Source organism: Plastoroseomonas hellenica (assembly GCF_018129085.1).
Classification (GTDB): domain Bacteria; phylum Pseudomonadota; class Alphaproteobacteria; order Acetobacterales; family Acetobacteraceae; genus Plastoroseomonas; species Plastoroseomonas hellenica.
In genome coordinates this window covers 23,549-48,768 of record NZ_JAAGBB010000018.1, presented here as the reverse complement: position 1 = coordinate 48,768, position 25,220 = coordinate 23,549, and the positions used below count along the sequence as shown (strand labels likewise).

Below are 25,220 nucleotides of genomic sequence, written 5' to 3'. Positions count from 1 at the left end.
CGCTGCGAGGAGGCTCAGAGGAAACGCGGATTGGGGGACAGCCCCATCAGGTGCTGACCCACCGTCTCGAAATGATTCTTGCGCGCCTGCACCTGCTGGGTGACGGCGTGGATGTCGCGGAAGCGGCGCTCGAAGGGTGCGCTTTCGAAGATCGCGCTGGCGCCGGCCTCCGTATAAGCGAAGTCCGCCACCGCCTTGGACTGGTGGATGGCGAAGGTCGCGGCGAGCCGGATCGAGACCTTCTGGTCGAGGCTCGGTGAGGCGCCCTGGTCCAGATCCGCCCAGACCTCCCGCAGCACCGATAGGAGTTGGGCGCGCGCGGCGCGCCATTGCCCTTCCGCCCAGGCGAGGCCGCTCTGCAGCACCGGGCTGTCGCAGAGCCGGCGCGAGGTCGCCATCGGCGTCTTCTCTCGCGCTAGCGCGACGAAATCATCGAGCAGCCGTCGCGCGATTCCAAGCGCGACGCCCGCGAAGCCGGCAGCGTAGAGATGCGTCGTCGTGAAGCGATAGAGCGTGCCCTGACCCTGCGGTTGCCGCTCCTCGTCACGGTCGCGGCGGACGCTGAAGGCCTCCGGCACGAAAAGGTCGCGCACCGTGTAGGTGTCGCTGCCGGTGCCGCGCAGCCCCATGACCTGCCATTTGCCATCGAGCGTCACGGCCGTGGCCGGGAACAACATGGTGCGTTCAAGCGGCGCGCCATCGGGCCCAAGGCGCAGCGTGCCGTCGCGCTCCCACACCCGGCAATGCCCGCCGAACCAGGTCGCGTGCCGACCGCCGCTGGCGAAAGGCCAGGCGCCGTTCACGAGATAGCCGCCATCGACCACCTGCGCGACCTGATCGGGGCCAACCGCGCCCCAGGCGAGCGCCGCATCCGGCGCCCCCCAAACCGCGCGGGCCACCTCCGGCGCCGCATAGGCGGCCGCCATCGAGCAGCCGGAAGCCTGGCCAACGCACCAGGCGGTGGAGGCGTCGGCGCCGGCCAGCACCTCCATCATGCGCACATAGGTCTCGGGCGGCGCCTCGTCGCCGCCGAGGCTCCGTGGCAGCAGGCTGCGGAACAGTCGCGCCTCGTGCAGCGCGGCGACCAGCGCGCCCGGGAGTTCGCGATCCGCTTCGATACGGGGAGCGGCCGCCTCGATCAGCGGTGCCGCGCGGCGGGCGCGGACGACAGGGTCATCGGCAACGGGATGCGGCAAGCCGCGGGCAGCGCTCATGACGTCCCACTCTCCCATGGCGACCCGGTCGCCGCGCGGTCTGCTGCCGCGGCGGCGGATGGTCGGACCCATGGAAGATCGCTGTCAAGCCATCCCCGGAACGGCGCGGCTCACGCCTCCGGCGCCAGGATGAGCTCGCAACCCGCGTCCCGGATGTGCCGCTGCACGGGTTTGGTCGGTGCGCGGTCGGTCACGATCGTCGTCATGTCGGCGATGCGGGCGAGCTTGCAGGTCGCCACCCGGGAGAACTTGGAATGATCGGCGAGCAGGACACGCCGGCGCGCATTGGCCAGCATGGCCCTGCCCACCACCACCTCCTCATCGCGGAACTCCAGCAGCCAGCCATCGGGATCGATCGCGCCGATGCTCGTCAGCATCACGTCGCAGCGATAGCGGCCGGCGATCTCGGCGGCGGTCGGCCCGGCCAGCGCCTGGTTGTTGGACTGCCAGACGCCGCCCGTCAGATGAATGCTGATGTCGGGATTCCGGCCCAGGATCTGCGCCGCCACCGTGCTGTTGGTGATGACCTTCAGCCCCTTCAGCTTCGCGTCGGCGATGGCGGCGGCCGCCGCTTCCACCGTGGTCCCGGGCGTCATGAAGATCGAGGATCCGGGCGCGATCAGCGCCGCCGCCGCCGCGGCGATGCTGGCCTTGCCCGCGACGTTCTCGACATGGCGCTGCACGTAGTCGGTGTTCGCCGTGCTCGACAACATGCTGGCGCCGCCATGGTGGCGCCGCAGCAGCCCGCGATCCGCCAGGTCCTGCAGGTCGCGGCGGATGGTTTGCGGCGTCACGTCGAAGCTGGCGACGAGCTCATCGATGCCCGCATAGCCGCGGCGCATCAGAATATCGAGGATCCGCTGGTGGCGTGCGTCGACTTGCATGGCGGCGTGGCGGACTCGTTCGGTTTCCGGCGGTGTCACGCTAGCGCCTTCGCATGCATGCGCGAAATCGAAACTTTCATATTGCGAAAAACAACATTTCCTGCCCAACTATGGTCGATAACGAGCATGCGCCCCCTGACAGGAAGGGCGCGGACGGAGGAAGCGATGATGGATGCCGCCAAGGCGCAGGCATTGCGCCTGCCCTGCCATGCGCATCGTGTGCGGCCATGAGCGCCCCGGATTTCTCGGTCGCCGGCCAGCATGTCCTGATCAGTGGCGGCGCCGGCGGCATCGGCTCCGCCTTCGCGCGCGCCTTCCGCGCCGGCGGTGCCGAGGTCACCATCGCCGATATCCGCCCACCCGCCGAGGATCAGGGCTTCGCCTTCGAGACGCTGGATGTGCGCGACGACGCCGCGGTCACCGCACTCGCCGCGAAGATCGGCACGTTGCACGTGCTGATCCACTGCGCGGGGCGCCTGATCCGCAACGAGGAGCACAAGCCCGATGTCTTCCGCGACATCGTGGACATCCACCTGGTCGGCAATCTGCGGCTGGCCACCGCCTTCCGCCCGCACCTCGCCAGGACCAAGGGCTGCCTGATCAATATCGGGTCGATGTATTCCTATTTCGGCGCAGCCATGATTCCCGGCTACGCCGCGGCCAAGACCGGCGTCGTCGGCCTCACCCGATCCCTCGCCCTCGCCTATGCCGAGGACGGCATCCGCGTGAACGCCATCGCGCCGGGTTGGATCAATACCGAGATCAGCCGCCGCGGCCGCGAGGAAGAGGCCTTCAACAGCAAGGTGATGGCGCGGCTGCCGACCGGGCGCTGGTCGGAGCCGGAGGAGCTGGCCGGCACCGCGGTGTTCTTGGCCTCGCCCGCCGCCCGCCTGATCAACGGCGTCACCATCCCGGTCGATGGGGGCTACGTCGCCTCCTGAACCCAACGAAAAACCAAGGGAGAGGAAACGACAATGAAGAGGCGCAGTTTCAACGGCAGCGCGCTGGCCGCCGCCGCCCTCGCCGCCACCGGCAGAAGGGCGTTCGCACAGGGCCAGGCCTTCAACTGGCGTGCGCATGACGGCCAGACCGTCAACCTCATGTTCAATAATCATCCCTGGTCGCAGGCGATGCGCGAGCTGGCGGGAGACTTCACCGCGCTCACCGGCATCCGCGCCCGGATGGAGATCTTCAACGAGGAGCAGTTCCGCGCCCGCCTCACCACCCTGATGCAGGGCCGCTCCTCCGATCTCGACGCCTATATGACGCTGACCAGCCGGGAGGGCGCGATCTTCCATCGCGCCGGCTGGTATGCCGACCTCGCGCCCATGCTGGCCGACCGCGCGCTCACCGCGCCGGACTACAATTACGAGGATTTCGGCGCCTCGATCCGGGAAGCCAGCACCTTCGGCCGCCAGGTCGTCGCGGTGCCGATCAACCAGGAAGGCCCGCTCTTCTACTGGCGGAAAGATGTCTTCGAGCGGCTCGGCATCGCCGAGCCCCGCACCCTCGAAGATCTCCTGACCGCCGCGGAGACGATCAAGGCGCGCGAGCCCAGCCAGGGCGTCTGGGCGGCGCGCGGCATCCGCAGCGTCGTGCCCTATGCGCTGGCCGGCTTCGTCTTCAACATGGGCGGCTCCTTCGCACTGCCCGACGGCAAGCCGGGCCTCGCGCAACCCAACACGGTGCGGGGGCTGGAGCTCTACGCGAAGCTGCTGAGGGATTACGGCCCGCCCGGCGCGCTCAACCACACCTTCACCCAGGTGACCGAGCTGCTCGGTCAGGGCCGCATCGCGATGACCCATGAATCGAGCAATGAATTCGCCAATATCACGCGCTTCCCCAACCGGGCGCAGGATCTCGGCGTGAAGGTACTGCCGCCGGGGCGGGAGAGCGGCATCTCGAAGCCAGTCGCCATCGGCTGGACCATCGCGATATCAGCGCATTCGCGGCGCCAGCAGGCGGCCTGGCTGTTCCTGCAATGGGCGACCAGCCGCGACGTGCAGGGCAAGCTCGTGCGCGCCGGCGTCGCGCCGCCGCGTGCCAGCGTCTTCGAGGGGCCGGAGTTCAACGCCTGGGCGTCCGAGATGCCGATCCGCCGCGCCTGGGCCAATGCCCTGATCGAGCTCGGCCGTACCGGCACCGGCGTCTACCAGACCCCGACCGACCGGATCCCGGAGGCGCGCGACCTGATCGGCGGCGTCATCCAACAGATCGTGCAGGGTCGCGCGACACCGCTCGACGCCGCGCGTGCCGCCGACACCGAGCTCGCGAAACTCCAATAGGCAGGGAAGGCGGCGGGGGCCCAGCGCCCCGCCGGCGGTCGCATGGCGCGCGCCAGACTCTCCAGCAGCTTCCATTGGATGGCGGCGCCCGCGGTGATCTTCGCCGCCGGGATGATCGTCTTCCCCTTCGGCTACGCCATCTGGCTGTCGCTCAGCGATGTCGCGCTCGGGGCCGATCCTCGCTTCATCGGCCTCGGCAATTTCGCGCGTCTGCTGGCCGATGAGGAGTTCTGGAACGGGCTGCGCCTGACCCTGTTTCTCTATGTCGTCTCGCTGTCGCTGCAGCTCGTGCTCGGCACCTGGCTCGGCCTGCTGCTGGCCCGCTCCCGGTCCGCGCAGGGCCTGGTACGCACCATCATGGTCTCCCCCTTCATGCTGCCGCCGGTGGTGGTCGGCATGATGGCGATCGTCATCCTCGACCCCAGCTTCGGCATCGCCAACTGGCTGCTCGAACAGGCGGGACTGCCGCCGGGGCTGTGGCTGTCCGATCCGGACACCGTCATGCTGACCATCGCGGCGCTCGACACCTGGCAATGGACGCCCTTCGTCGCGCTCATCGTCATGGGCGGCTACCTCTCGCTGCCGCAGGATGTCTTCGAAGCGGCCGAGATCGACGGTGCCAATGGCTGGTGGCGCTTCCGCCGCGTGACCTTGCCGCTGCTGGCACCGACCCTGATCACCGCGGCGGTGCTGCGTAGCGTCGACATCCTGCGCTTCTTCGACATCATCTACTTGACGACGCAGGGCGGCCCCGGCACCGCCAGCACCACGCTGAACATCCTGGCCTATCGCCGCGGCTTCGAGTTCTTCGATCTCGGCTACGCCAGCGCCATCATGGTGACGCTCTCGGCGATCGTCTTCGGTTCCGTCCTCGTCTTCACCCGGCTCCGGCGAGCGGTGACATGGTGATGCGTCGCCTGCTGCGCCTGGCGGACCGGATCCAGCTCCTCATCGTGCTGGTCATCCTGGTGCTGCCGATCGCCTGGACCTTCCTCTCGGCTTTCAAGCCGCGGACCGAGGTGGCGGCCTTTCCGCCACGCCTCTTCTTCACGCCGACGCTCGAGAATTTCGTCGAGCTGTTCGGGCGCAACGACTTCCTGCACAACACGCTGAACAGCCTGATCGTCGCCTGCGGCTCGACCCTGCTCGGTCTCGCGCTCGGCGCACCGGCGACCTTCGCCATCTCCTGGCATCGCATGTCCTGGCCGGCGACCGCGACGCTCTTCGCCCGCATGGCGCCGGGCACCTTGTTCCTGCTGCCCTGGCTGCTGATGTTCAGCGCGGCCGGGCTGGTGGGCAGCCATCTCGTGCTGATCCTGACCCATGCGGTGATCACCCTGCCGGTCGTGATCTGGGTGCTGCTGCCCTATTTCGACGGCGTCCCGCGCGAGCTCGTCGAAAGCGCCCAGATCGACGGCGCCCGGCAAGACCAGATCCTGACGCGCGTCGTCTTCCCGGTGGTGATGCCCGGCATCGTCGTGGCCTCGATCCTGAGCTTCGTCTTCTCCTGGAACTACTTCCTCTTCGCGCTGGTGCTGTCCGGCATCGAGACCAAGACGGCGATCGTCGCGAGCTTCAACTTCATCGGCGAGGGCGTGACCAACTGGGGCGCCCTGATGGCGGCCGCAGTGGTGATCGCGCTGCCGCCGCTCATTCTCACGCTGCTGATCCAGCGCCGGCTGGTCGGCGGCCTCGCAGCAGGAGCCGTTAAGGGATGAAAGCCGCGAAATTCCATGGCCAGGGCCGCATCACCATCGAGGAGGTCGCCGCCCCGGTGCCGGGCGAAGGCGAGGTCACGGTGCGCGTCGCCGCCTGCGCACTCTGTGGCAGCGATTTCCGGCCCTGGCGGCAGGGCTGGCCGGTCACCTCCGGCCACGAGATCGCCGGCCGCATCGAGCAACCTGGCCATCCCCGCCATGGCGAACGCGTCGTCGTCTATATCCCGGTCTTCTGCGGCCGCTGCGAGGATTGCACGGCCGGCCGCACCCAGCTCTGCACCGGGAGCCGGGAGTTGCTCGGCTGGCAGCGGCCCGGCGGCTATGCCGAAGTGCTGGTCGCGCCCGAGCGCTGCCTGCTGCCGGTGCCGGACGACATCCCGGATGCGCTGGCACCGCTGCTGCTCGACACCATCGGCACCGCCGCGCATGGCATCCGCCAGGCGAAGCGCGTGGTGCCGGGCGGCCGCGCGCTGGTGCTCGGCGCCGGCCCGATCGGCCTCGGCGCCATCCTGGTGCTCTCGCGCCTCGGCTTCGGACCGATCGATGTGATCGATCCGACGCGCTACCGCGCCGAATTCGCCACCTCGCTCGGGGCGCTGCCCACCACCCCGGAGCAAGCCGCGACCGGCCGCTATCCGCTGGTCGTCGAGGCGACCGGCAAGGATGCCGCACGGCAATTGGCACTCGAAGCGGTGGGGCCGGAAGGCGCGATCGTGCAGCTCGGGGAATCCGATGCCTGGTCGCTGACCGAGACGCGCTCCATCCGGCTCAAGGACTTCTTCCTGATCCGGTCCTTCTATTTCCCGATCGGCGACTACGCCGCCAACCTGGACCTGCTGCGCGCCGACCAGGCGCGCTACGCCCGGCTGGTCGATGAACAGGTCGAGCTCGACGGGCTCGGAGCCCTCTTCGCCGCCTTCGCGCGGGGGGAGCGGCTGAAGCCGCTGCTGGTGCCCGCGTGACAGGCCGCATCGTCTGCGTCGGCAATGGCGTGCTCGACCAGGTCTACGAGGTCGGCGCCATGCCGCGCGTCGGCGTCAAGACGACCGCGCTGGGCTTCCGCGAGAGTGGTGGTGGGCCGGCCGCGACCGCCGCGGTCGCGATCGCGGCCCTCGGCGGCGCCGCGTCCTGGTGGGGCCGGGTCGGCGACGACAGCGCCGGGGCCGCGCTGCGCAGCGCCATGGCCCGGCATGGCGTCGATCTCTCCGGCCTTGCCGTGGTGCCGGGCGGCCGGACAGTGCGCGCGGCCGTCATCGTCGAACCCTCCGGCGAGCGCAGCATCATCGTCGACCGCAGCGGGTTGCCGAGCGAGGCCGCGCTGCTGCCGATGGATGATCTCGCCGGCGTCGCCGTGCTGCTCGCCGATACGCGCTGGCCGCAGGGCGCCGAAGCGGCGCTGCGGCGCGCCCGCGACCGCGGCATCACCCGCGTGCTCGATGCCGATGGCGGCGATACCGGCGTGCTGGAACGCCTCACCGCCCTCGCCGATCACGTCGTCTTTTCGCAGGAAGGGCTCACCGACTTCGTCGGCGCCAGCGAGATCGAGGCGCAGCTCCGCCGTGCCGCCGCACGGATCGCGGGCGTCGTCGCCGTCACCTGCGGTGCTGCCGGCAGCCTCTGGTGGATTGACGATCGGATCCTGCCGGTCGCCGCCTTTCCCGTCATGCCACGCGACACCACGGGCTGCGGTGACGTGTTCCACGGCGCCTATGCGCTGGGCCTGGCGGAAGCGATGCCGCCGCTCGAGGCCGCCCGCTTCGCCTCCGCCACCGCGGCCGCGAAGGCCGAGCGCGGCATGGGATGGGACGGCATGCCTGGGCGCGCCGCGGTCGACCGGATGATCATGAAGGAGAAGACCTGATGCAGATCTCGCCTGGAAAGCTCTGGGGCCTGCGGCGGCTGGCCGATGCGGCCGGACATTGGAAGATGGTCGCGATCGACCAGCGCACGCCACTCTTCGGCCCGATCGCGGAGAAGCGCGGCACGCGCGAACCGCCGCGCGAGGATGTGGTCGCGGTCAAGCGGCTGCTCGCGAAGCATCTCGCGCCGCAGGCCTCCGCCATCCTGATGGATCCGAACTACGCCTATGCCAATTGCATCGGCGAGATCCCCGCCGATATCGGCCTCATGCTCTCCTACGAGCATTCGGTGACCGAGAACACGCCGCTCGGGCGCAAGTCGATCCCGATCCCGGAATGGTCGGTCGGCAAGACGCGCCGGATCGGCGGCGACGCCGTGAAGGTGCTGGTCTGGTACCGGCCCGATGCATCACCGGAGGTACGCGCGCATCAGGAGGCCTTCGTGCAGGCGGCGGGGGAAGCCTGTGCACGGCAGGACATCGTCATGCTGCTGGAGGTGCTGATCTACCCCTTGCCGGGCGAGGATCCCGCCAGCCTGGAGCTGCGGCGCGAAGAGCTGGTGATCGAATCCATCCGGCCTTTCTGCGACCCGAAATTCGGCGTCGACATCTTCAAGGTCGAACCACCCGGCCCGATCCACCAGGTTCCCGATCCGGACGGCAAGGCCGCCGCCGCGCTGCAGCGCGGCTATGACAGGATGGCGGCGATGCTGCCGCGGCCCTGGGTGATGCTCTCCGCCGGCGCCGGGGCCGAGGATTTCCTGCGGTCCCTGCACTACGCCTATCGCGCCGGCGCCGCCGGCTACCTCGCTGGGCGGGCGATCTGGTCCGAGGCCTTCGCGCATTTCCCGGACTACGCCGCCATGGAGCGCTCGCTGGCGACCGAGAGCATGGCGATCTGCGACCGGCTGAACGCACTCACGGACGCCAAGGGCCACGCCTGGCACGCGCACCGGGCCTTCGGCGGCAAGATGCCGGCCCCCGCCTTGCGCGAGCCAGTCTTCCCGGAAGGCTATGCCGCAGCCTGACGCCGGCCTGAATGTCCCTGCCGGCCGGGAGCTGACGGGGCCGGCACCCCTGCGCCGTCAGCGACGGCGCAGGGCGTTGACGTCGCGCACCGCGCCCCGCGCGGCGCTGGTCGCCATGGCGCCATAGGCACGGAGCGCGGTCGAGACCTGGCGCTTGCGCGCCTCGCTCGGCTGCCAGGCGGCGTCGCCACGAGCCTCCATCGCCGCGCGGCGGCGGGCCAGTTCTTCGTCCGGCACGGCGAGGCGGATGCTCCGCGCGGGGATGTCGATCTCGATCATGTCGCCATCCTCGACCAGGCCGATCAGGCCGCCTTCCGCCGCTTCCGGCGAGACATGCCCGATCGAGAGCCCCGAGGAGCCACCCGAGAAACGCCCGTCGGTGACCAGCGCGCATTGCTTCCCGAGGCCCTTCGACTTCAGGTAGCTGGTCGGATACAGCATCTCCTGCATGCCCGGGCCGCCGCGCGGGCCTTCGTAGCGCACCAGCACCACCTCCCCGGCCGTCACGGTGCCGCCCAGGATGCCGTCGACCGACGCATCCTGGCTCTCGAAGACGCGGGCGGGGCCGGTGAAGCGGAGGATGCTGGCATCGACGCCGGCAGTCTTCACGATGCAGCCCTCCTCAGCCAGGTTGCCGTAGAGCACCGCGAGGCCGCCATCGGCCGAGAAGGCATGCGCCACGTCGCGGATGACACCCTTCTCACGGTCGACATCCAGCGCCTCCCAGCGGCTGTCCTGGCTAAAGGCCACCGTGGTCGGGATGCCGCCGGGTGCCGCGCGGAAGAAATGGCGCACCGCCTCATCCGCGGTGCGCTGCACGTCCCAGCGCTGCAGCGCCTCGGCCAGGGTCGGCGCATCCACCCGGCTGACGCTGGTGTCGAGCAGCCCGGCGCGATCGAGCTCGCCCAGGATGCCCATGATGCCGCCGGCGCGGTGGACATCCTCCACATGCACATTGGCGACCGAGGGTGCCACCTTGCAGAGCACCGGCACGCGGCGCGACAGGCGGTCGATGTCGCGCATGGTGAAGTCGACCCCGCCTTCCTGGGCGGCCGCCAGCAGATGCAGGACGGTGTTGGTGGACCCGCCCATGGCGATGTCGAGCGTCATCGCATTCTCGAAGGCGGCGAAACCAGCGATGTGACGCGGCAGCAGCGTCATGTCGTCGGTCTCGTAATGCGCGCGGGTGATCTCGACGATGCGGCGTCCCGCTTCCAGGAACAGCCGCTTGCGGTCGGCATGGGTCGCGACGACGGTGCCGTTGCCGGGCAGCGCCAGGCCCAGCGCCTCGGTCAGGCAGTTCATCGAGTTCGCGGTGAACATGCCGGAGCAGGAGCCGCAGGTCGGGCAGGCGGAGCGTTCGATGACCGCCACCTCAGCATCGGTCACGTTGCTGTCGGCCGCGGCGATCATGGCGTCGATCAGATCGACGGAACGCTTCTGGCCGCGGTGGACGACCTTGCCGGCCTCCATCGGCCCGCCGGAGACGAAGATCACGGGGATATTCAGCCGCATCGCCGCCATCAGCATGCCGGGCGTGATTTTGTCGCAATTGGAAATGCAGACCATGGCGTCGGCGCAATGCGCATTGACCATGTATTCGACGCTGTCGGCGATCAGCTCCCGCGACGGCAGGCTGTAGAGCATGCCGTCATGGCCCATGGCGATGCCGTCATCGACGGCGATGGTGTTGAATTCCTTGGCGACGCCGCCGGCCGCCTCGATCTCGCGCGCGACGAGCTGGCCGAGGTCCTTCAGGTGGACATGGCCGGGGACGAACTGGGTGAAGCTGTTGACCACCGCGATGATCGGCTTGCCGAAATCGCCGTCCTTCATGCCGGTCGCGCGCCAGAGCCCGCGGGCACCGGCCATGTTGCGGCCGTGGGTGGTGGTGCGGGAGCGGTACTGGGGCATCTCGGCGGTCCTGTGCGGGCGATCGGCAGCCTGCCTGGCTGATGAGGCAGGTTTAGCCCCGGGCGGCGCGGCCGGCCACCCGCCCCAGGAGGAAGCTGCCCTGCGGGCGGTCGGTCCGGATTCGGATCAAACGGGCGGAGGATTGGGCGGGTAGACGGCGCCCGCGGCAGGCCGACGGCGCCCGGAACCGGCTGACGGAAGCCTGATCGGATTGCTGCAAGATGTCAGGCCCAGGCGCATCCCGTTGATCTTGAACAATGAAATCCGCGCCCTAGCTCGTTTCTGTCCAGGCGGTTCCGCCGCCGGCTCACGATATCGTCGTTCTGCATCAGGAGGATCTGCATGCAAGTCCGCCTAATGAAGAATCGCGTCGCGCTCGTCGATGCCGCAGGGAACGAGGGGGCACATCACCGATGAAGATCGCCCAGATCGCACCGCTCGCCGAAAGCTGCCCGCCGAAGCTCTACGGCGGCACCGAGCGGATCGTCTCCTATCTGACCGAGGAACTCGTCCGGCAGGGCCATGACGTCACCCTCTTCGCCAGTGGCGATTCCGAGACCTCCGCGCGGCTCGTGCCCTGCTCCGCCATGGCGCTCCGCCTCGATCCCATGGTGAAGGATCCGCTGCCCCACCACGTCATGATGTTGGACGCGGTGTGCCGGCGCGCCGATGAGTTCGACGTGCTGCACTTCCATATCGACTATCTGCACTATCCGCTGGTCCGCGATTTTGCCGACCGGACCGTGACGACCCTGCACGGAAGGCTGGACCTTCCCGATCTGCACCCCCTCTACGCCGCTTTTCCTGACATGCCTCTGGTCTCGATCTCCGACGACCAACGCAAGCCGATGCCGCCGGTCCGCTGGCTGGGCACCATCCATCACGGCCTGCCGCGCGACCTGCTGCCCTTCACCGCCAGGCCGGAGGGCGACTATCTCGCCTTTCTCGGCCGCATCTCGCCGGAGAAGCGGCCGGACCGCGCGATCGAGATCGCGGCGCGCGCGAAGATGCCGCTTCGGATCGCCGCCAAGGTGGACAAGGCTGATCAGGGCTATTGGGACATGGTGATCGCGCCGATGATCGCGGCGCATCCGAATGTCACCTTCATCGGCGAGATCAACGAGCACCAGAAGGCGGAATTCCTGGGCAATGCGCGCGCCCTGCTCTTCCCCATCGACTGGCCGGAGCCCTTCGGGCTGGTGATGATCGAGGCCATGGCTTGCGGGACGCCGGTCATCGCCTTCGGCCACGGCTCCGTGCCGGAGGTGATCGATGATGGAATCACCGGCCATATCGTTCACGATGCCGATGGCGCGGTTGCGGCCCTCCATCGCGTGGCCGACCTCGACCGTGCGAAGGTGCGTGCTGTCTTCGAGCGACGCTTCACGGCCAGCCGCATGGCGGACGATTATGTCGCCCTCTATCGCGATCTGCCGGGCGTCCGCACGGAGGCTGCGCGGCTGCGGCGCACCGTGGGCCAGGATATCGGGCTGCAGGTCGTCGCCTGAACGGTTGAAGGAGCCTGAAGATGCAGACGCCGAGCGCCGATGCCATGCCTCATGCGCCGGCGCTCGCCAGCGCCGGCGCAGGCCAGCTTGCCCAGTTCTTCATTCCGGCCGCCGCATCCCTGCAGGAACGCCGGCCGCGCACCTTGAAGCATGACGACACCTTCGCGGTCTTCGACCACAATGGCGATGCGCTGTCAGGGCCGGGCAGCCCGGAAGGCATCTTCCATCGCGACACCCGGTACCTGTCGCACCTCTATCTCACGATCGGGGGCCTGCGGCCGATGCTGCTGAGCTCGACGCTCCGCGACGACAACGCCACCCTCACCTGCGACCTCACCAACCCCGACCTCTTCAACGGCGAGGGCCGGCTCGTCCTGGCGCATGACCTCGTCCATATCCGCCGCTCGCGCTTCCTCTGGAAAGCCGCCTGCTTCGAGCGGCTGGTGGTGCGGAACTTCGACGAGGAACCGCGCCGCATCTCGCTCGAACTCACCTTCGAAGCGGATTTCGCCGACCTCTTCGAAGTGCGCGGCACGCGGCGGGAGCGGCGGGGCGAAAGCCATGCGCCGGAGATCGACGCGAGCCGCGTCACGCTCAGCTATACCGGGCTCGACAAGCGCCGCCGGGTCACCACCCTCTCCTTCGATCCGGCGCCGACGCGGCTGACCGGACGAGACGCCATCTTCACCCTGGATCTCGCGCCCAGGGAGACGCGCTCACTCTTCCTCGAAGTAACCTGCGGCACGGAGGGCGCCAATCGCCCGCCCCGCCGCGCCTTCTTCAGCGGGCTGCGCGACGCCCGGCGGGCGCTGCGCGCCGCCACCGCCCGTGCGGCATCGATCACGACCTCGAACGATATCTTCAACGAGGCGGCGCGCCGCAGCCTGTCCGACCTCGCGATGCTCACGACGGATACGCCGGAAGGCCCTTACCCCTATGCCGGCATCCCCTGGTTCAGCACGGTCTTCGGCCGCGATGCGCTGATCACCGCGCTCGAGACGCTCTGGCTCGACCCGGCGATCGCACGCGGCGTGCTCGGCCATCTCGCGGCGAACCAGGCGATCGCGACCGATCCGGCCGCCGATGCGGAACCGGGCAAGATCCTGCACGAGGTCCGCCATGGCGAGATGGCCGAGCTCGGCGAAGTGCCCTTCCGCCGCTACTACGGCAGCGTCGATTCCACGCCGCTCTTCGTCATGCTGGCCGGCGCCTATCTGGAGCGCACCGGGGATATCGCCACGCTGCGCGGCCTCTGGCCGCATATCGAAGCGGCGCTCTCCTGGATCGAGGAGCACGGCGATCGCGACGGGGATGGCTTCGTCGAATACGGGCGGCAGACCGCGGACGGGCTGATCAACCAGGGATGGAAGGACAGCCATGATTCGGTCTTCCATGCCGATGGCGCGCTGGCGCGCGGTCCGATCGCGCTGGCCGAGGTCCAGGCCTATGTCTACGGTGCCTGGAGGGCAGCGGCGGCGGTCGCGCTCCGGCTCGGCGACGCCGAGCGCGCTGCCGCATTCGACATGCGGGCAGAGGCACTGCGCGAAGCCTTCGACAAGCGCTTCTTCGATGTTGAGCTCGGCACTTACGTGCTGGCGCTCGACGGCGATAAGCGGCCCTGCCGGGTGCGCACATCCAATGCCGGGCATGCGCTGCTGACCGGGATCGCCTTCCCCGAACGCGCGCCTTCCGTGGTCGCCATGCTGATGAGCGCGCCCTTCTTCTGCGGCTGGGGCGTCCGGACGCTGGGCGCGGCCGAGGCCCGCTACAACCCGATGAGCTACCACAACGGCTCGGTCTGGCCGCACGACAATGCCCTGATCGCGGCGGGTTGCGCCCGCTACGGCTTCCAGCAGGAGGCGGCGCGAATCTTCGAAGGGCTCTTCGCCGCCTCGACCTATATCGACCTGCGCCGTCTACCGGAGCTCTTCTGCGGCTTCCCGCGGCAGCGCACGCAGGGGCCGACCTTCTACCCGGTCGCCTGCACACCGCAGGCCTGGGCCGCGGCCGCACCGCTCTCTTTGCTGCAATCCTGCCTCGGCCTCGGCTTCGATCCCGGCGAGGCCCAGATCAGCTTCACCGAGCCAGTGCTGCCGGACTTCCTCGACGACGTCGTGCTGCGCAACCTGGTGATCGGCGGCGGGTCGGCGGATGTAGCGCTGCGGCGCTCGGGCCGCAGCGTCGTCGTCGATGTGCTGGACCGGAAGGGGCCGGTCCGGGTGCTGACCAAGAGCTGAGCGCCCCCCTCAGCCCGCCGCCAGATCCGGCCGCCGGTCGGCCCAAGGCCGCGCCTTCTCGAACAATGCCGCCGCCTGCAGCACGCCGAGATCGTCGAAGCGGCGACCGACGATCTGCAGCCCGACCGGCAATCCCGCTGGCGTGAAACCGCAGGGCACGCTCGCCGCGGGATTGCCGGCATAGTTGAACGGGTAGGAGAATTCCGCCCAGGACAGCCAGTCCCAGGGATGCTGCGGCCAGTGTTCAGGTTGCAGCCGCGGCAGCGGGAAGGCAGCGACCGAAACCGCCGGCGTCAGCAGCAGATCGACGCCTTCGAAGAAGCGGTGGATCTCCGCGATGTATTGGTATTTCCGCGCCCGCATGGCCTGGTAGTCGGGGATGGAATAGCGCGCACCGTCGCGGATGCAGGCGACCAGCCCCTGGTCCATCCGGTCCGCCCATTCATCGAGATGCGGGACGAGCCGGGAGTAAGTGGCCGCCCAGAAGAAGCGCGCGAGCTCCGGGCCGAGCTTCCCCCAGGATGGCGTGACCTCGATGAGCTCGGCCTCGGCCGCAGCCGCGAAGCTCTCCGCCGCGCGGCGGACCAGCGACGCGACCTCGGGGTCCACACGGGCATGGCCGAGATCCGCGCTGAAGGCGATGCGGCGCCCGCGCACCGGGTCGTGCAGGCGCGCGGGATAATCGGCCGGCGCCGCCTCCAGCGAGGTGTGGTCCCAGGGATGCGGCCCGGCGACCGCCTGCATCATCAGGGCGGCATCGGCGACCGTGCGGGTCAGCGGCCCGAGATGGGCGGTGTAGTCGCCGACGCCGACCGGATAGTAGGGAATGCGGCCATAGCTCGGCTTCATGCCGAAGACGCCGCAGAAATGCGCGGGCATGCGGATGGAGCCGGCGCCGTCGCCACCCTGGTGCAGCGGGCCGAAGCCCGCCGCGGCGGCCGCCCCGGCGCCGGCCGAGGAAGCACCGGCATTGTAGCCATGCTTCCAGGGGTTGTGGGTGGCGCCGCTGAGCGGGCTGTGGCTGACGCCGGTCCAGCCGAATTCCGGCGTCGTCGTCTTGCCGATGATGATGGCGCCGGCATCGGCCAGGCGGGTGATGACCGGCGCATCCTCCTCGGACACCGTGCCCTTGTGGATCAGCGACCCGCTCTGCATCGGCAGGCCGCGCATCGGCGTCAGGTCCTTGATCGTGACCGGCACGCCATGCAACGGGCCGGTCGCCTCCCCCGCCATCATCGCGCGCTCGGCGCTGCGCGCTGCCGCCCGCGCCTGATCGGCGAGCACCTGGGTAAAGGCATTGATGCGCGGCTCATGCGCCGCGACCTGCGCGAGCACGGCGTCGATGATCTCGACCGGCGAGACCGCCTTCCGCCGCACCAGCGCCGCCATCTCGGTCGCCGGCAGCCAGGCGATCTCCACAGCACTCATGCCAGCATCCCTGCCGCTTCGGTGAAGGCCGCGACCGTGTCCTGCACATCGCGCGCGTCATGGGCGAGGGAGATGTAGATCTTGCTGTCGCTCTTGAAGACCCCGCGCTCGCGGACGAGCTCGTTGAACCGCTTGCTGCGCGCCTTGTCGACATCGAGCGTGCCGCGATAATCGGTGACCGAGCCGCGGGCGGTGAAGAGCGCGTCGAACATCACGGGCTCGCCGAGGATCAGGGCCTGCTGCCCCGCATCCTTCAGCGCCTTCTCGAGCCCCGCCCAGATCGCGCGGCCGGTCGCGAAGATCGTCTCGTAAGCGCCGGGGCGCTTCAGGATCCGGAGCGTTGCGAGGCCGGCAACGGCGGCGATCGGATTGCCGCTCAAGGTGCCGATCTGCGGCATGAAGCCGGCGGCGCCGACCTTCGCCTGATCGAAATGCGCCATGATCTCCGCGCGGCCGGCGACCGCCGAGAGCGGATAGCCGCCGCCGATCACCTTGCCGAGCGTGCAGATATCGGGCGTCACCCCGTAGTAGCTCTGGCCGCCGCCGTAAGCGAGGCGGAAGCCGGTGACGACCTCGTCGAAGATCAGCGGAATGCCGTATTCGGCGGTGATGGCGCGCAACCCCTGCAGGAAGCCCGCGACGGGCGGGATCAGCCGCTGCATCGGCTCGACGATGACCCCGGCGAGCTCGTCCCGATGCGCGTGGATGAGCTGCTCGGCGGCGGCGAGGTCATTGTAGGGGGCGACCAGCATCTCGCCCTGCACGCTCTCCGGGATGCCCGCGGAATCGGAGATCGCGGCTTCCGAATTGCCGGGGCGCGACGGCCACAGGCTCATCAGCCCGTAATCGCTCATGCCGTGATAGCCGCCTTCGAACTTCAGGATCTTGCTGCGCTTGCGCCAGGCGCGCGCGAGGCGCATCGCATAGGCATCCGCCTCGGTCCCGGTGCTGGCGAAGCGCACCTGGTCGGCGCAGGGCAGCGCTTCGACGATCTCGGCAGCGAGCTGGATGCCGTGCTCATTGTTGGCGAAGAAGGTGGAGCCGCGGCCGACCTGCTCCATGACAGCGGCGTTCACCTCCGGGTGGGCATGGCCGACGAGCATCGGGCCGGAGCCCAGCAGGTAATCGACATACTCGTTGCCGCTGACGTCCCAGACGCGGCCGGCACGGCCTTCGCGAATGATGATGTCGGTCGCGATGTTGCCGAATCCGCCGGCGGGCATCACCCGCTTCGCGGTCTCGACCAGCGCCAGCTCCTCGGCATTCGCTACACCCGTCTTCATCAGGTCTCTTCCTCTGTCCTTGGGCGCATCTCGGCGTACGCCGGGCGTTGAAGATCAGTGCGCCGCCCCCGGCAGCGCGTCGTCCGCCGATGATGCGGGACGCGGGCGCGCATCCGTCTGCTCGCTCGCCGAGAGCGAGGGGCGGAGCCGCCGGCGAAGGGAGGCAGCAGGCAAGTTCGGCACGGTACCAGGCTCCATGGGCAGGGAGCCGTGACAGACCTGGCGGGGTAGGACGGCCTGGGCCGTCGCGAAGCGTTCTATGTTGATCGGAAGGCTATGGGAGGCAGCCATGGCCTGACAAGAGCCTATTTTGGCACCGGGATGACGCTGGCATGGCCGGGCCCAGCAAATTGTCCTAGGATGCTTGGATGGAGATGCCAGCACCCGCCCGCCCGCGCCGCGACCCGCCCCGCAAGCCGGCGCCCCCCGCTCCCCTGGCCCGGGTGCCCGGAGCGGAACGCGTGAAGTACACCAAGGTGATCGAGGCGCTGGAGCAGCTCGCGACCGGCGGCACCATCGCCGCGGGCCAGCGGCTGCCGCCGCACCGCAGCCTCGCGCGCCAGCTCGGCGTGACCATCGCGACCCTGACGCGTGCCATGGCGGATTTGACGCGGCGCGGCGTGCTCGTCACCCGCAGCGGGTCCGGCACCTTCGTCGCCTCTGCGTCCGCGGCAACTTCCGTGATGCCGGATGGCATCGCCGATCTCCGCCTCTGCCTGCCGCCCACCGGCCCGGTGGAGGCCGTGCTCGGCGACACGCTCACGGCCGTCGCCCGCATCCCGTCGCTGTTCGGCTACGAGGCGCTCGGCGGCGACGCCGCGGCGCGCCAGGCAGGCGCCGACTGGCTGCGCCTGCGCGGGCTGTCGCCGACGGCGGATGCGGTGCTGGTGGTGCAGGGCGCGCATGAAGGCATGCTCGCCGCCTTACAGGCGGTGACGCGCCCCGGCGACCGCGTGCTCTGCGAGCGGCTGCACTACACCGGCCTTCGCCGCATGGCGGCGCTGCTCCAGATCGAACTCATCGGCGTGCCGATCGATGCCGAAGGGCTCGATACCGAAGCCTTCGCGCGCCTCTGCCGCGAGGCCAGGCCGCGTGCCGCCGTGCTGACGCCGGTGACGCAGAACCCAACCACCGCGACCATGTCGCCCGCCCAGCGCCAGGCGGTGATCGCTGCGGCACGTGCCGCCGATCTCGTCCTCATCGAGGACGACATCAACGGCCATTTGAGCAGCATCGACGAGACGCCGCTGGCCCTGCTCGCCCCCGAGCGCGTCATCCTGGTCACCAGCCTGTCCAAGAGCATCGCGCCGGGCTTGCGCGTCGGCTACGTGCTGGCGCCCGCGCGCCTGCGCGATGCGGTGGAATCAGCGCTCTATGCGCTCGGCTGGATCGGCTCGGGGCTGCACGGCGCGGTCGCGAAGCGGCTGATCGCCGATGGCGGCGCGGCGGCGTGCCTGCGGGCGCAGCGCACCGAGGCGATGGCGCGGGTGCGCCTCGCGCGCCTGCATCTCGGGCATGCGGCGGTGGTGGTGGGGGACGGTGCGCAGGCCGCGCTGCGGCCGCTCTATCACGCCTGGCTGCCGATGCCGCCCGGCCGCCGCGCGGAGGAATTCGCGGCCGAGCTCATGACGCGCCAGGTGCTGGTCGCGCCCGCCTACGGCTTCATGCAGGATGATTCGCAGCCACCCGAAGCCGTGCGGCTGAGCCTCGGCGGTGAGAGCCGGGCGCTGCTCACGTCGGCATTGCAGCGGATCGCCACGGTCCTGGCACAGCGCGGACCGGGGCTCGGTGCCGTCGTCTGAAGCACCGCGCCGGCTCACCGATCGGCAACGGCGCGGCCCTGGTCCTATCCGGCCGCGCGTCCGAGGGGCTATTCGGGCCGGATCGTGCTTGCCTCCGGCCCCTTCTTCCCTTGCACGACCTGCATCGTCACTGCCTGGCCCTCGGAGAGCTGAGTCGTGCCACTCCGCTCCAGGGCCGAGATGTGCACGAACACATCCCTGCCGCCGTCATCGGGCGTGACGAAGCCGAAGCCCTTGGTCGCATTGAACCACTTCACCGTGCCACGAACCTCTTTTCCGTCACCGCTCGGTGCGGTTCCGAACGCCGGCGCCCTCTCCCTGGCCGGAGGCGGGGCGCGGTCGTCGTTCTTGATCTCCAGGACCTCGGTGATCTGCAATCCTCGCTCGCCCTGACCCACTCGCACCTTGAGCCGCGCGCCCAGGGCCACTTGATCCGCCCCTGCGCGCTGGAGGACGCTGATATGAAGGAAGGCGTCGCCGGAGCCGCCCTCGACCGCGACGAAGCCGAATCCCCGCTCGGGATCGAACCTCTTCACCACGGCGGTGTACTCCGTGTCGGATCCAGCGGAAGGCCGCCGCTGGCCTGCCGCCCCCCGGGATGGCGGCTGCGCAGGCGCGGACCAGCCGCTGTCCTGAGACATGGTGTCATCGGATCCGCGTTTGCGGGATTTGCGGTCGCGCCGCCAGTCGTGCGTATCAGACATTTCGAGCTCGCCCATTGCAGCGCCGGAGAGTAGCACGCTTGAGCACGCTGCGCTTCGGACCAGATCATATCGGACCCGGCGATCGGCGCAGTCGCCTGAGGCCGGGTCCCCGAAGCTGCCATCAGGCCCTGGCGGGCTTGCCCGACGACGAACACCTGGCCGGCTCTTCACGAAGAAGGTATTGGCCGGACAGTGCCGACGATCCCAGCGTCGAACCGGCTTATCGAATCGGGGGGGACGCTGATGGGCGGGCCGAAGACATTCCGGAACCACGCTACGCGCCGCGCTGCATCCTGTGCCTCGGCCGCCGGGCGAGCCGCGGTGCGGAATGGCGCGGGCGCTGAAGCGTGGCGGCGCTAGGACGCGCCCGCATGGCGGGCCGCAAGCCTCGTCCGGGCAAACCGCCATCTGGTGTTGTCGGCGGGCCGAACATGTCCGCCCGCAAGCTGAAGAAGGCCGGGCCACAGGCGGGGGACAAGGACGCGGAGATCGAGCGGCTGGCCCGTGAGCTAGCCGAAGCCCACGCGAAGCTGCAGCAGATCGAGGAGCAGGGAACCGACGCCTTCACGGCGCGGAAGATCGAGACCCTGCTGGAGGCGGCGCAGATCGCCCGCGGACAGGCCTTCGATGCGTCCCTGGCCCGGAACAAGGCCGAGGGTGAGTTACGGGCGCTGCAGAAAGCGATCGCGGAAGCGCCCGGCCCGACCGGCTGGCTCCTCCGCCGCGCGGCGCGGCGTCTGCAGGCGAAGCCTTGATCGCAGCCTAGGCGTCTGACCAACCAGCCGTCGCCGCCTGGCAGCTCGGGATATAGTTGAATCACCTGCTTGCTCTGTGCGCAGATCGCCCGTCTGGCTCCCGGGCGTCGAGGATTCTCGCAACATGCAAGGGCACATCGAGGACATGGGAACGGACGCCTTGGGCGCTGCCGCAGCGGAAGGGGCTGAGCGCGCGGTGCCATGCACCCCGCCCGGGGTGGCGTCCCCCGGCTGCGCGCATTCCTGGCAGAGCCTCGCGCCGCCGTTCAGGGCACCTGGAACCAGCCCTTGTGGCCAAGCCCCGGATTGAGCTTGGCCTCTTGCCCTTCCTTGTAGGGAAAATCAGACCTGTTTGGCTTAGGAACAACCTCGTCCTCGTCGTCAAGGCCGGTCATCTGCAGCGCGTTCCCAGCGGCGGCCGTATAGACAGTCTGCGTCTTCGGCACGTAGACGAAATCAGAGCCAAATGGGGTATCGAGGGCGCCCGGAGCGTTTTCATTGGTACGGCGAAGATCGATCACGCGCTGACAGCGAAGCAGACGCTTGATTTCGTGTTCAGTAAGACTCTGACTTTGTCCATAATTCACGCCTTGATCGCCATAGAAGATCAGCACCTCGGTTACGTGGTCGATGTTCATCTTGCCGCAGACGAAGCGCGCCGACATATCCAGCGCTAGCGCGAGGTCCTTGGTGGGATTCTGGATTGCCTGATTCAGATGCACCAGCGCGCCCCACTGTCCGGTGCCGCAGAATACCAAGCCGACGCAGCCCGAGAATCCGGTGGACCAGAAGGGCGTCAGACCATGGGTGGAAATGCCGACGAGGCCTGAATCGACACAGGCGAACTTTCCGCGCGGCTTCTGCCCCAGCGGGACGTTGAGATGAACATGTGTTAGCGGCATTGCTCGCCTCCGGTGGTTGCGCTTCGATCCTGCAGAACTCGCCTGCGTGGCATTAGTGGGCCATATCGCTACTTTAGCCACTTAATATCGATATCGTAACTAGCTGAGCTTGTCCGCGCCTATGACGTCGAGGTGATCCTGGGGTTATTCAGGGTTAGCTGAGCGGCCGGCGCTGATCTGCCTGAAGAGAAGCGCCAAGGTTCCCCGCCGAGGTCCGCAAGTGTCTTCCCGGAGCTGTCATGGATGATGGGGACCTTGGATCGAGTCGCTCGTGCCAGTTGGAGCCCGTATGCCAGACGACTTCACCACCCCTGACCTGCTCGCCCTGACCGCCGAGATCGTGGCCGCCCACGTCGCGAATAACTCGGTCACCCCGGGTGACCTGCCGCCGCTGATCCACAACGTGCATGGCACGCTGGCGAGCCTCGGCGAACAGCCGTCCCCACCGCCGGAGGAGAAGCGACAGCCAGCCGTGCCGATCAAGCGTTCGATCACGCCCGACTACCTGATCTGCCTAGAGGACGGCCGGAAGCTGAAGTCGATGAAGCGACATCTCATGACATCGTTCGGCCTGACGCCGGAGCAGTACCGGGAGCGCTGGGGGCTGCCGAAGGACTATCCCATGGTGGCCCCGAACTATGCCGCTGTCCGTTCGGCGATGGCCAAGAAGATCGGGCTAGGCAGCAGACCCAAGGCGAAGCAGCCGGCCAGCCGCAGGCGCGGCAAGTAGGCGCCCTGCCCTGTGAGCACCGATCCCGACGCCACCCTCCGCGACATGCTCGCCCTGCTCGCGCAGAGCCAGGCAATGCTCATCGCGAACCTGTCGCTGGCGCTGAGCTAGGCCGCCGGCATCCCGCCGGAGACGCTGGCGAGCCTGATGGAGCACACCGAGATGCGGCACCGTGACGAGCGGGTGTCGGCGCTCGCTGACGGAATGCGCCGAGCGGTACTGGAGACGCTGCGCGACGGGGGCCGGCAGACAGCGCGGCCCGCAACGTCAATGACCCCATCCAGTCGCGGCCCCGCGGCGAGCTGAAGCACTTAGCGGGGCAGACGGCGTTGCTCTGGCGCTGCGCGCTCACGAGCAGACGACGTTCGCGCGCCTGCTGGCATCATTCAGCTCCGAAAGCCGGCGGCGAAGTTCCTCGCACAGCGCCCTGGCACCAGGCCGGTCGTCGTCACCGTTGATTTCCCGGGCGAATACTCGCCACCGACTATGCGTATCAGGTTCCCCTATGCGGCTGTTCGCTGGAACCGCGGTCTCAATTTCGACCCAAGATGAACGAGGCCCGGTGAGCTCGACCTTGACGAGAGCTGAAAGCGGTAGCTGTACAGAGCGCCGATATTGCTCGGTTTCGGCATGCCAAATGAGAATGTCCAGCCGTTCTTCAGACAACGCGACAGCTCCGATGTAAAGCGGAGGTCGGTACACGCCGGCCACACCGAACAACACGACTCGTAATATTTGTCCACCGACCGATGGAACATTGCTTATATCGTGGACAGACGCCGGCTGGATAATTGGAGGTGGGGGCCCGCTGTCAGTCAGGGCGCCGAGAACAGACGGCCTGAAATTTTGAGGATCTGATGGCCCGATGTTGCTTGTACAAGCTGCAAGTGCGAGTGCGGTGACGAGCGGCAACAAACGCCGGGGTCTATAGAGCATCGGGGGACACTTCCGTTTGTAATGATAGCTGAGGAAAACTCGTGACTCACACCCAGCAGCGACCCCGTTTCGAGAGTGCTATTCCGCGGCGTCATCGGGTACCAGCCTGCCGGTCATCGGCGCATGCCTAGACGAGCGCGCGGGGAAACGTATTGCTGGGCGGCGCGCCGTTCCTAAGGAGGTGTACTTGGAGCAGCAGGCATTGCTGCGGCCGGGTTCGATGGAGTTCCCGCGCTCGGAGCCGCGCCGGCCCTCAACGTCGCGGACAGCGCGGTCCGATCTTCCGGTGACAAGGTGCTAAGCGGAACCCGCTGCCATCCCGCCTCGTCCATACAGCGAAGAGTAGCTCGAGCGATGGCAATCCCTTCGCCGACGCCACCCGCAAAACCACCCACGCCGGTGCCGACCTCACGCTGCGCACGCTGGTTGCAGTCGCGGCGCTCGGCCTGCCGCTGGTCGATCGTCGCTCCTTCACGCTGATAAACCCAAGGGGCGGTACATCCCGATGCGACTAAGGCAAGGAATGCGATCGCGATTGGGCGTCTGCTGCGAAGCTCAGCCCGCACGGAGCGGAACCCAACGGCGCGGCTGTTAGAAATCGATAGCGGCAACGCCACTCTCCGGCTTTTTACGGCGAGGCTCGTATCACGTCATCGCTAACCCGGAATTAAGCTGCGGCTTTCAACCGAACTCAGGGCGGCGACCACCCATCGCGGGCCCATCGCCTCTCACGACATTAGACGCCGTCGATCACCTCAACCGCCAAGCTCAAGCTGCGTTCCGCCGGTGCTGCCGGGAGCAGCACCAACTCGGCCCGTCCGCCTAGTTCCCCGCGCGGCGGCCTTCCTCTGCCGGGCTACTCGTCCTCCATCTCGCCCCGCAACCGCCGTCGGAGATCGTGGAGCGGCGAAGTCGGATCGTTCCATCGCGCGATGAGATTCTGCGCCTCGCATTCCCACGCCGCGCGGTGATGCCGGAGCACCTCCCGCCACAGTGCATCGGCCGCCTTCTGAACCTCGGGATCGCGGTTAACCAGCGCCCAATCCAGGATCGCCTGTGTGCGGATCTCGCCTCGCGTTCGGGGCGCCTTGCGCCCCTCCCGCTGCACGACCCACGCGAAGGCTGCAGCACCGCGGAGATTTGCGCTCGACCTCGCGCACCTTGCTCCAGCAGCGACCTGGCTGAGGACATTCCGGTGACACGGTTGGCACACCTCGGTCGGGCTCGACGCTATTCAAAGAAGAAGCAAGAGCAGCAGCTTTACCCAGAGTACTGCGCCGATCGCGTAACCCAGCAGCATGCCTATGGCAGTCGCAGTTCGTGAGCCAAACGACCAACTTTGCGCGGGACGCCCGATCAGCAAGAATGGGGAGCAATGCAGGGACAGCCAGAAACTCAGGTTTTCCGCCGGGCTTCAGGCAGGCCCTAGCCCCGCCCCAACTCAGGGCGTTGGCGATGCCGCTGGCTGATGTCGGCAACCACCTAGTCGCTGACCGAGATGAGCGTGCCTTCCACAGTGACATCGGCCGTTAGCGTGACGGCGCTTTCGATTTCGATCACTGCTGCCAGGCAGTACGTCCGGCTGGCTGTTCATCGGTGCTGCCAGAGGTGCGGGCGCCGGGCTTGCGGCGCAGCACATGCAGCCGGTGCTTTGTGCCCCCGGTGTGCCCCCGGGAAATCTGGTGGTGGGCGCACAAGGATTCGAACCTTGGACCCGCTGATTAAGAGTCAGCGCGGCAACGGGGTGGTTCCTTCCCAAGGCGACGAGCGGCCGATACCGCGGCCATGCTCCGTCCCCAGGCGGGCCTCGCTGTTCCCGGATGATCGTTGGGGAAATGTTTGGGAAACTCTGCCGCGCCCGGAGCCAACCCGTTGAAAAGGTTGGCGTCCCCTAGGGGATTCGAACCCCTGTTACCGCCGTGAGAGGGCGGTGTCCTAGGCCTCTAGACGAAGGGGACCCAGACGCGAGGCGCGCCTTCTAGCCCCCCGCTGCGCGACAATCAACCACCCTGGCCGAGTTTTCTTTCCACATCC

General features: G+C 68.4%; 19 protein-coding genes and 1 tRNA gene. 12 read left to right on the top strand and 8 right to left on the bottom strand.

Annotation, left to right across the window (positions count from 1 at the left end; all coding sequences use genetic code 11):
* Nucleotides 1-14: 14 nt before the first annotated feature.
* Both GXW71_RS15960 and GXW71_RS15955 read right to left on the bottom strand, forming a co-directional pair.
* The gene (locus GXW71_RS15960; protein WP_211853526.1) at nt 15-1,214 is read right to left on the bottom strand and encodes an acyl-CoA dehydrogenase family protein; all 1,200 of its coding nucleotides are present in this window, start codon (nt 1,212-1,214) and stop codon (nt 15-17) included.
* A gap of 110 nt (nt 1,215-1,324) precedes the next feature.
* Nucleotides 1,325-2,098, bottom strand: coding sequence for a DeoR/GlpR family DNA-binding transcription regulator (locus tag GXW71_RS15955; RefSeq protein WP_211853525.1), 774 nt, complete (start codon nt 2,096-2,098; stop codon nt 1,325-1,327).
* Nucleotides 2,099-2,325: 227 nt separating this feature from the next.
* Between GXW71_RS15955 and GXW71_RS15950 the strand changes: the two genes are divergently transcribed.
* The 7 genes from GXW71_RS15950 to GXW71_RS15920 are packed head-to-tail and all read left to right on the top strand — an operon-like array spanning nt 2,326 to nt 8,987.
* Nucleotides 2,326-3,039, top strand: coding sequence for an SDR family NAD(P)-dependent oxidoreductase (locus GXW71_RS15950; protein ID WP_211853524.1), 714 nt, complete (start codon nt 2,326-2,328; stop codon nt 3,037-3,039).
* A 33-nt stretch (nt 3,040-3,072) separates the two neighbouring features.
* Entirely contained in the window at nt 3,073-4,383 is a 1,311-nt protein-coding gene (locus GXW71_RS15945; RefSeq protein WP_211853523.1) for an ABC transporter substrate-binding protein, read from the top strand.
* Nucleotides 4,384-4,425: 42 nt separating this feature from the next.
* Nucleotides 4,426-5,292 (top strand): carbohydrate ABC transporter permease, encoded by an 867-nt coding sequence (locus GXW71_RS15940; RefSeq protein ID WP_211853522.1) that lies wholly within the window; start codon nt 4,426-4,428, stop codon nt 5,290-5,292.
* Complete coding sequence (locus GXW71_RS15935; protein ID WP_211853521.1) at nt 5,286-6,101, top strand: carbohydrate ABC transporter permease; 816 nt, start codon at nt 5,286-5,288, stop codon at nt 6,099-6,101. Before GXW71_RS15940 ends, GXW71_RS15935 begins: the two co-directional genes overlap by 7 nt.
* Nucleotides 6,098-7,063, top strand: a complete 966-nt coding sequence (locus GXW71_RS15930; RefSeq protein WP_211853520.1) for an alcohol dehydrogenase catalytic domain-containing protein — start codon at nt 6,098-6,100, stop codon at nt 7,061-7,063. The genes GXW71_RS15935 and GXW71_RS15930 overlap by 4 nt, the downstream gene beginning before the upstream one ends.
* A complete protein-coding gene (locus tag GXW71_RS15925; protein ID WP_211853519.1) occupies nt 7,060-7,962 on the top strand; it encodes a PfkB family carbohydrate kinase in 903 nt (300 codons plus the stop codon). Before GXW71_RS15930 ends, GXW71_RS15925 begins: the two co-directional genes overlap by 4 nt.
* A complete protein-coding gene (locus tag GXW71_RS15920) occupies nt 7,962-8,987 on the top strand; it encodes a tagatose 1,6-diphosphate aldolase (protein WP_211853518.1) in 1,026 nt (341 codons plus the stop codon). The genes GXW71_RS15925 and GXW71_RS15920 overlap by 1 nt, the downstream gene beginning before the upstream one ends.
* A 57-nt stretch (nt 8,988-9,044) precedes the next feature.
* Here the strand turns inward: GXW71_RS15920 and ilvD are convergent, their stop codons facing one another.
* Nucleotides 9,045-10,901, bottom strand: coding sequence for a dihydroxy-acid dehydratase (ilvD, locus tag GXW71_RS15915; RefSeq protein ID WP_211853517.1), 1,857 nt, complete (start codon nt 10,899-10,901; stop codon nt 9,045-9,047).
* Nucleotides 10,902-11,314: 413 nt separating this feature from the next.
* On the opposite strand from ilvD, the gene GXW71_RS15910 reads away from it, so the two are divergent.
* Both GXW71_RS15910 and GXW71_RS15905 read left to right on the top strand, forming a co-directional pair.
* Nucleotides 11,315-12,409, top strand: a complete 1,095-nt coding sequence (locus tag GXW71_RS15910) for a glycosyltransferase family 4 protein (protein ID WP_211853516.1) — start codon at nt 11,315-11,317, stop codon at nt 12,407-12,409.
* A 20-nt stretch (nt 12,410-12,429) separates the two neighbouring features.
* Nucleotides 12,430-14,646, top strand: coding sequence for an amylo-alpha-1,6-glucosidase (locus GXW71_RS15905; protein WP_246526618.1), 2,217 nt, complete (start codon nt 12,430-12,432; stop codon nt 14,644-14,646).
* Nucleotides 14,647-14,655: 9 nt separating this feature from the next.
* Here the strand turns inward: GXW71_RS15905 and GXW71_RS15900 are convergent, their stop codons facing one another.
* A complete protein-coding gene (locus GXW71_RS15900) occupies nt 14,656-16,074 on the bottom strand; it encodes an amidase (protein WP_211853515.1) in 1,419 nt (472 codons plus the stop codon).
* Nucleotides 16,071-17,357: an aspartate aminotransferase family protein gene (locus GXW71_RS15895; RefSeq protein WP_211853514.1), complete on the bottom strand. Its 1,287-nt coding sequence runs from the start codon at nt 17,355-17,357 to the stop codon at nt 16,071-16,073. The genes GXW71_RS15900 and GXW71_RS15895 overlap by 4 nt, the downstream gene beginning before the upstream one ends.
* A gap of 368 nt (nt 17,358-17,725) precedes the next feature.
* Here GXW71_RS15895 and GXW71_RS15890 point away from each other — a divergent pair, with 368 nt between their 5' ends.
* The gene (locus tag GXW71_RS15890; RefSeq protein ID WP_211853513.1) at nt 17,726-19,159 is read left to right on the top strand and encodes an aminotransferase-like domain-containing protein; all 1,434 of its coding nucleotides are present in this window, start codon (nt 17,726-17,728) and stop codon (nt 19,157-19,159) included.
* A gap of 68 nt (nt 19,160-19,227) precedes the next feature.
* Here GXW71_RS15890 and GXW71_RS35195 read toward each other — a convergent pair whose 3' ends face one another.
* On the bottom strand, nt 19,228-19,878 hold the full coding sequence (locus tag GXW71_RS35195; RefSeq protein ID WP_281417376.1) for a cold-shock protein: 651 nt from the start codon (nt 19,876-19,878) through the stop codon (nt 19,228-19,230).
* 356 nt (nt 19,879-20,234) lie between these two features.
* Between GXW71_RS35195 and GXW71_RS15880 the strand changes: the two genes are divergently transcribed.
* Nucleotides 20,235-20,618, top strand: a complete 384-nt coding sequence (locus GXW71_RS15880) for a hypothetical protein (RefSeq protein WP_211853512.1) — start codon at nt 20,235-20,237, stop codon at nt 20,616-20,618.
* Nucleotides 20,619-20,884: 266 nt separating this feature from the next.
* Here GXW71_RS15880 and GXW71_RS15875 read toward each other — a convergent pair whose 3' ends face one another.
* Complete coding sequence (locus tag GXW71_RS15875) at nt 20,885-21,520, bottom strand: hypothetical protein (protein ID WP_211853511.1); 636 nt, start codon at nt 21,518-21,520, stop codon at nt 20,885-20,887.
* 289 nt (nt 21,521-21,809) lie between these two features.
* Here GXW71_RS15875 and GXW71_RS15870 point away from each other — a divergent pair, with 289 nt between their 5' ends.
* The gene (locus GXW71_RS15870) at nt 21,810-22,250 is read left to right on the top strand and encodes a MucR family transcriptional regulator (RefSeq protein ID WP_211853510.1); all 441 of its coding nucleotides are present in this window, start codon (nt 21,810-21,812) and stop codon (nt 22,248-22,250) included.
* A 2,818-nt stretch (nt 22,251-25,068) separates the two neighbouring features.
* Here GXW71_RS15870 and GXW71_RS15865 read toward each other — a convergent pair.
* Nucleotides 25,069-25,144: transfer RNA gene (locus GXW71_RS15865), tRNA-Glu, on the bottom strand.
* Between the last annotated feature and the right edge of the window lie 76 nt (nt 25,145-25,220).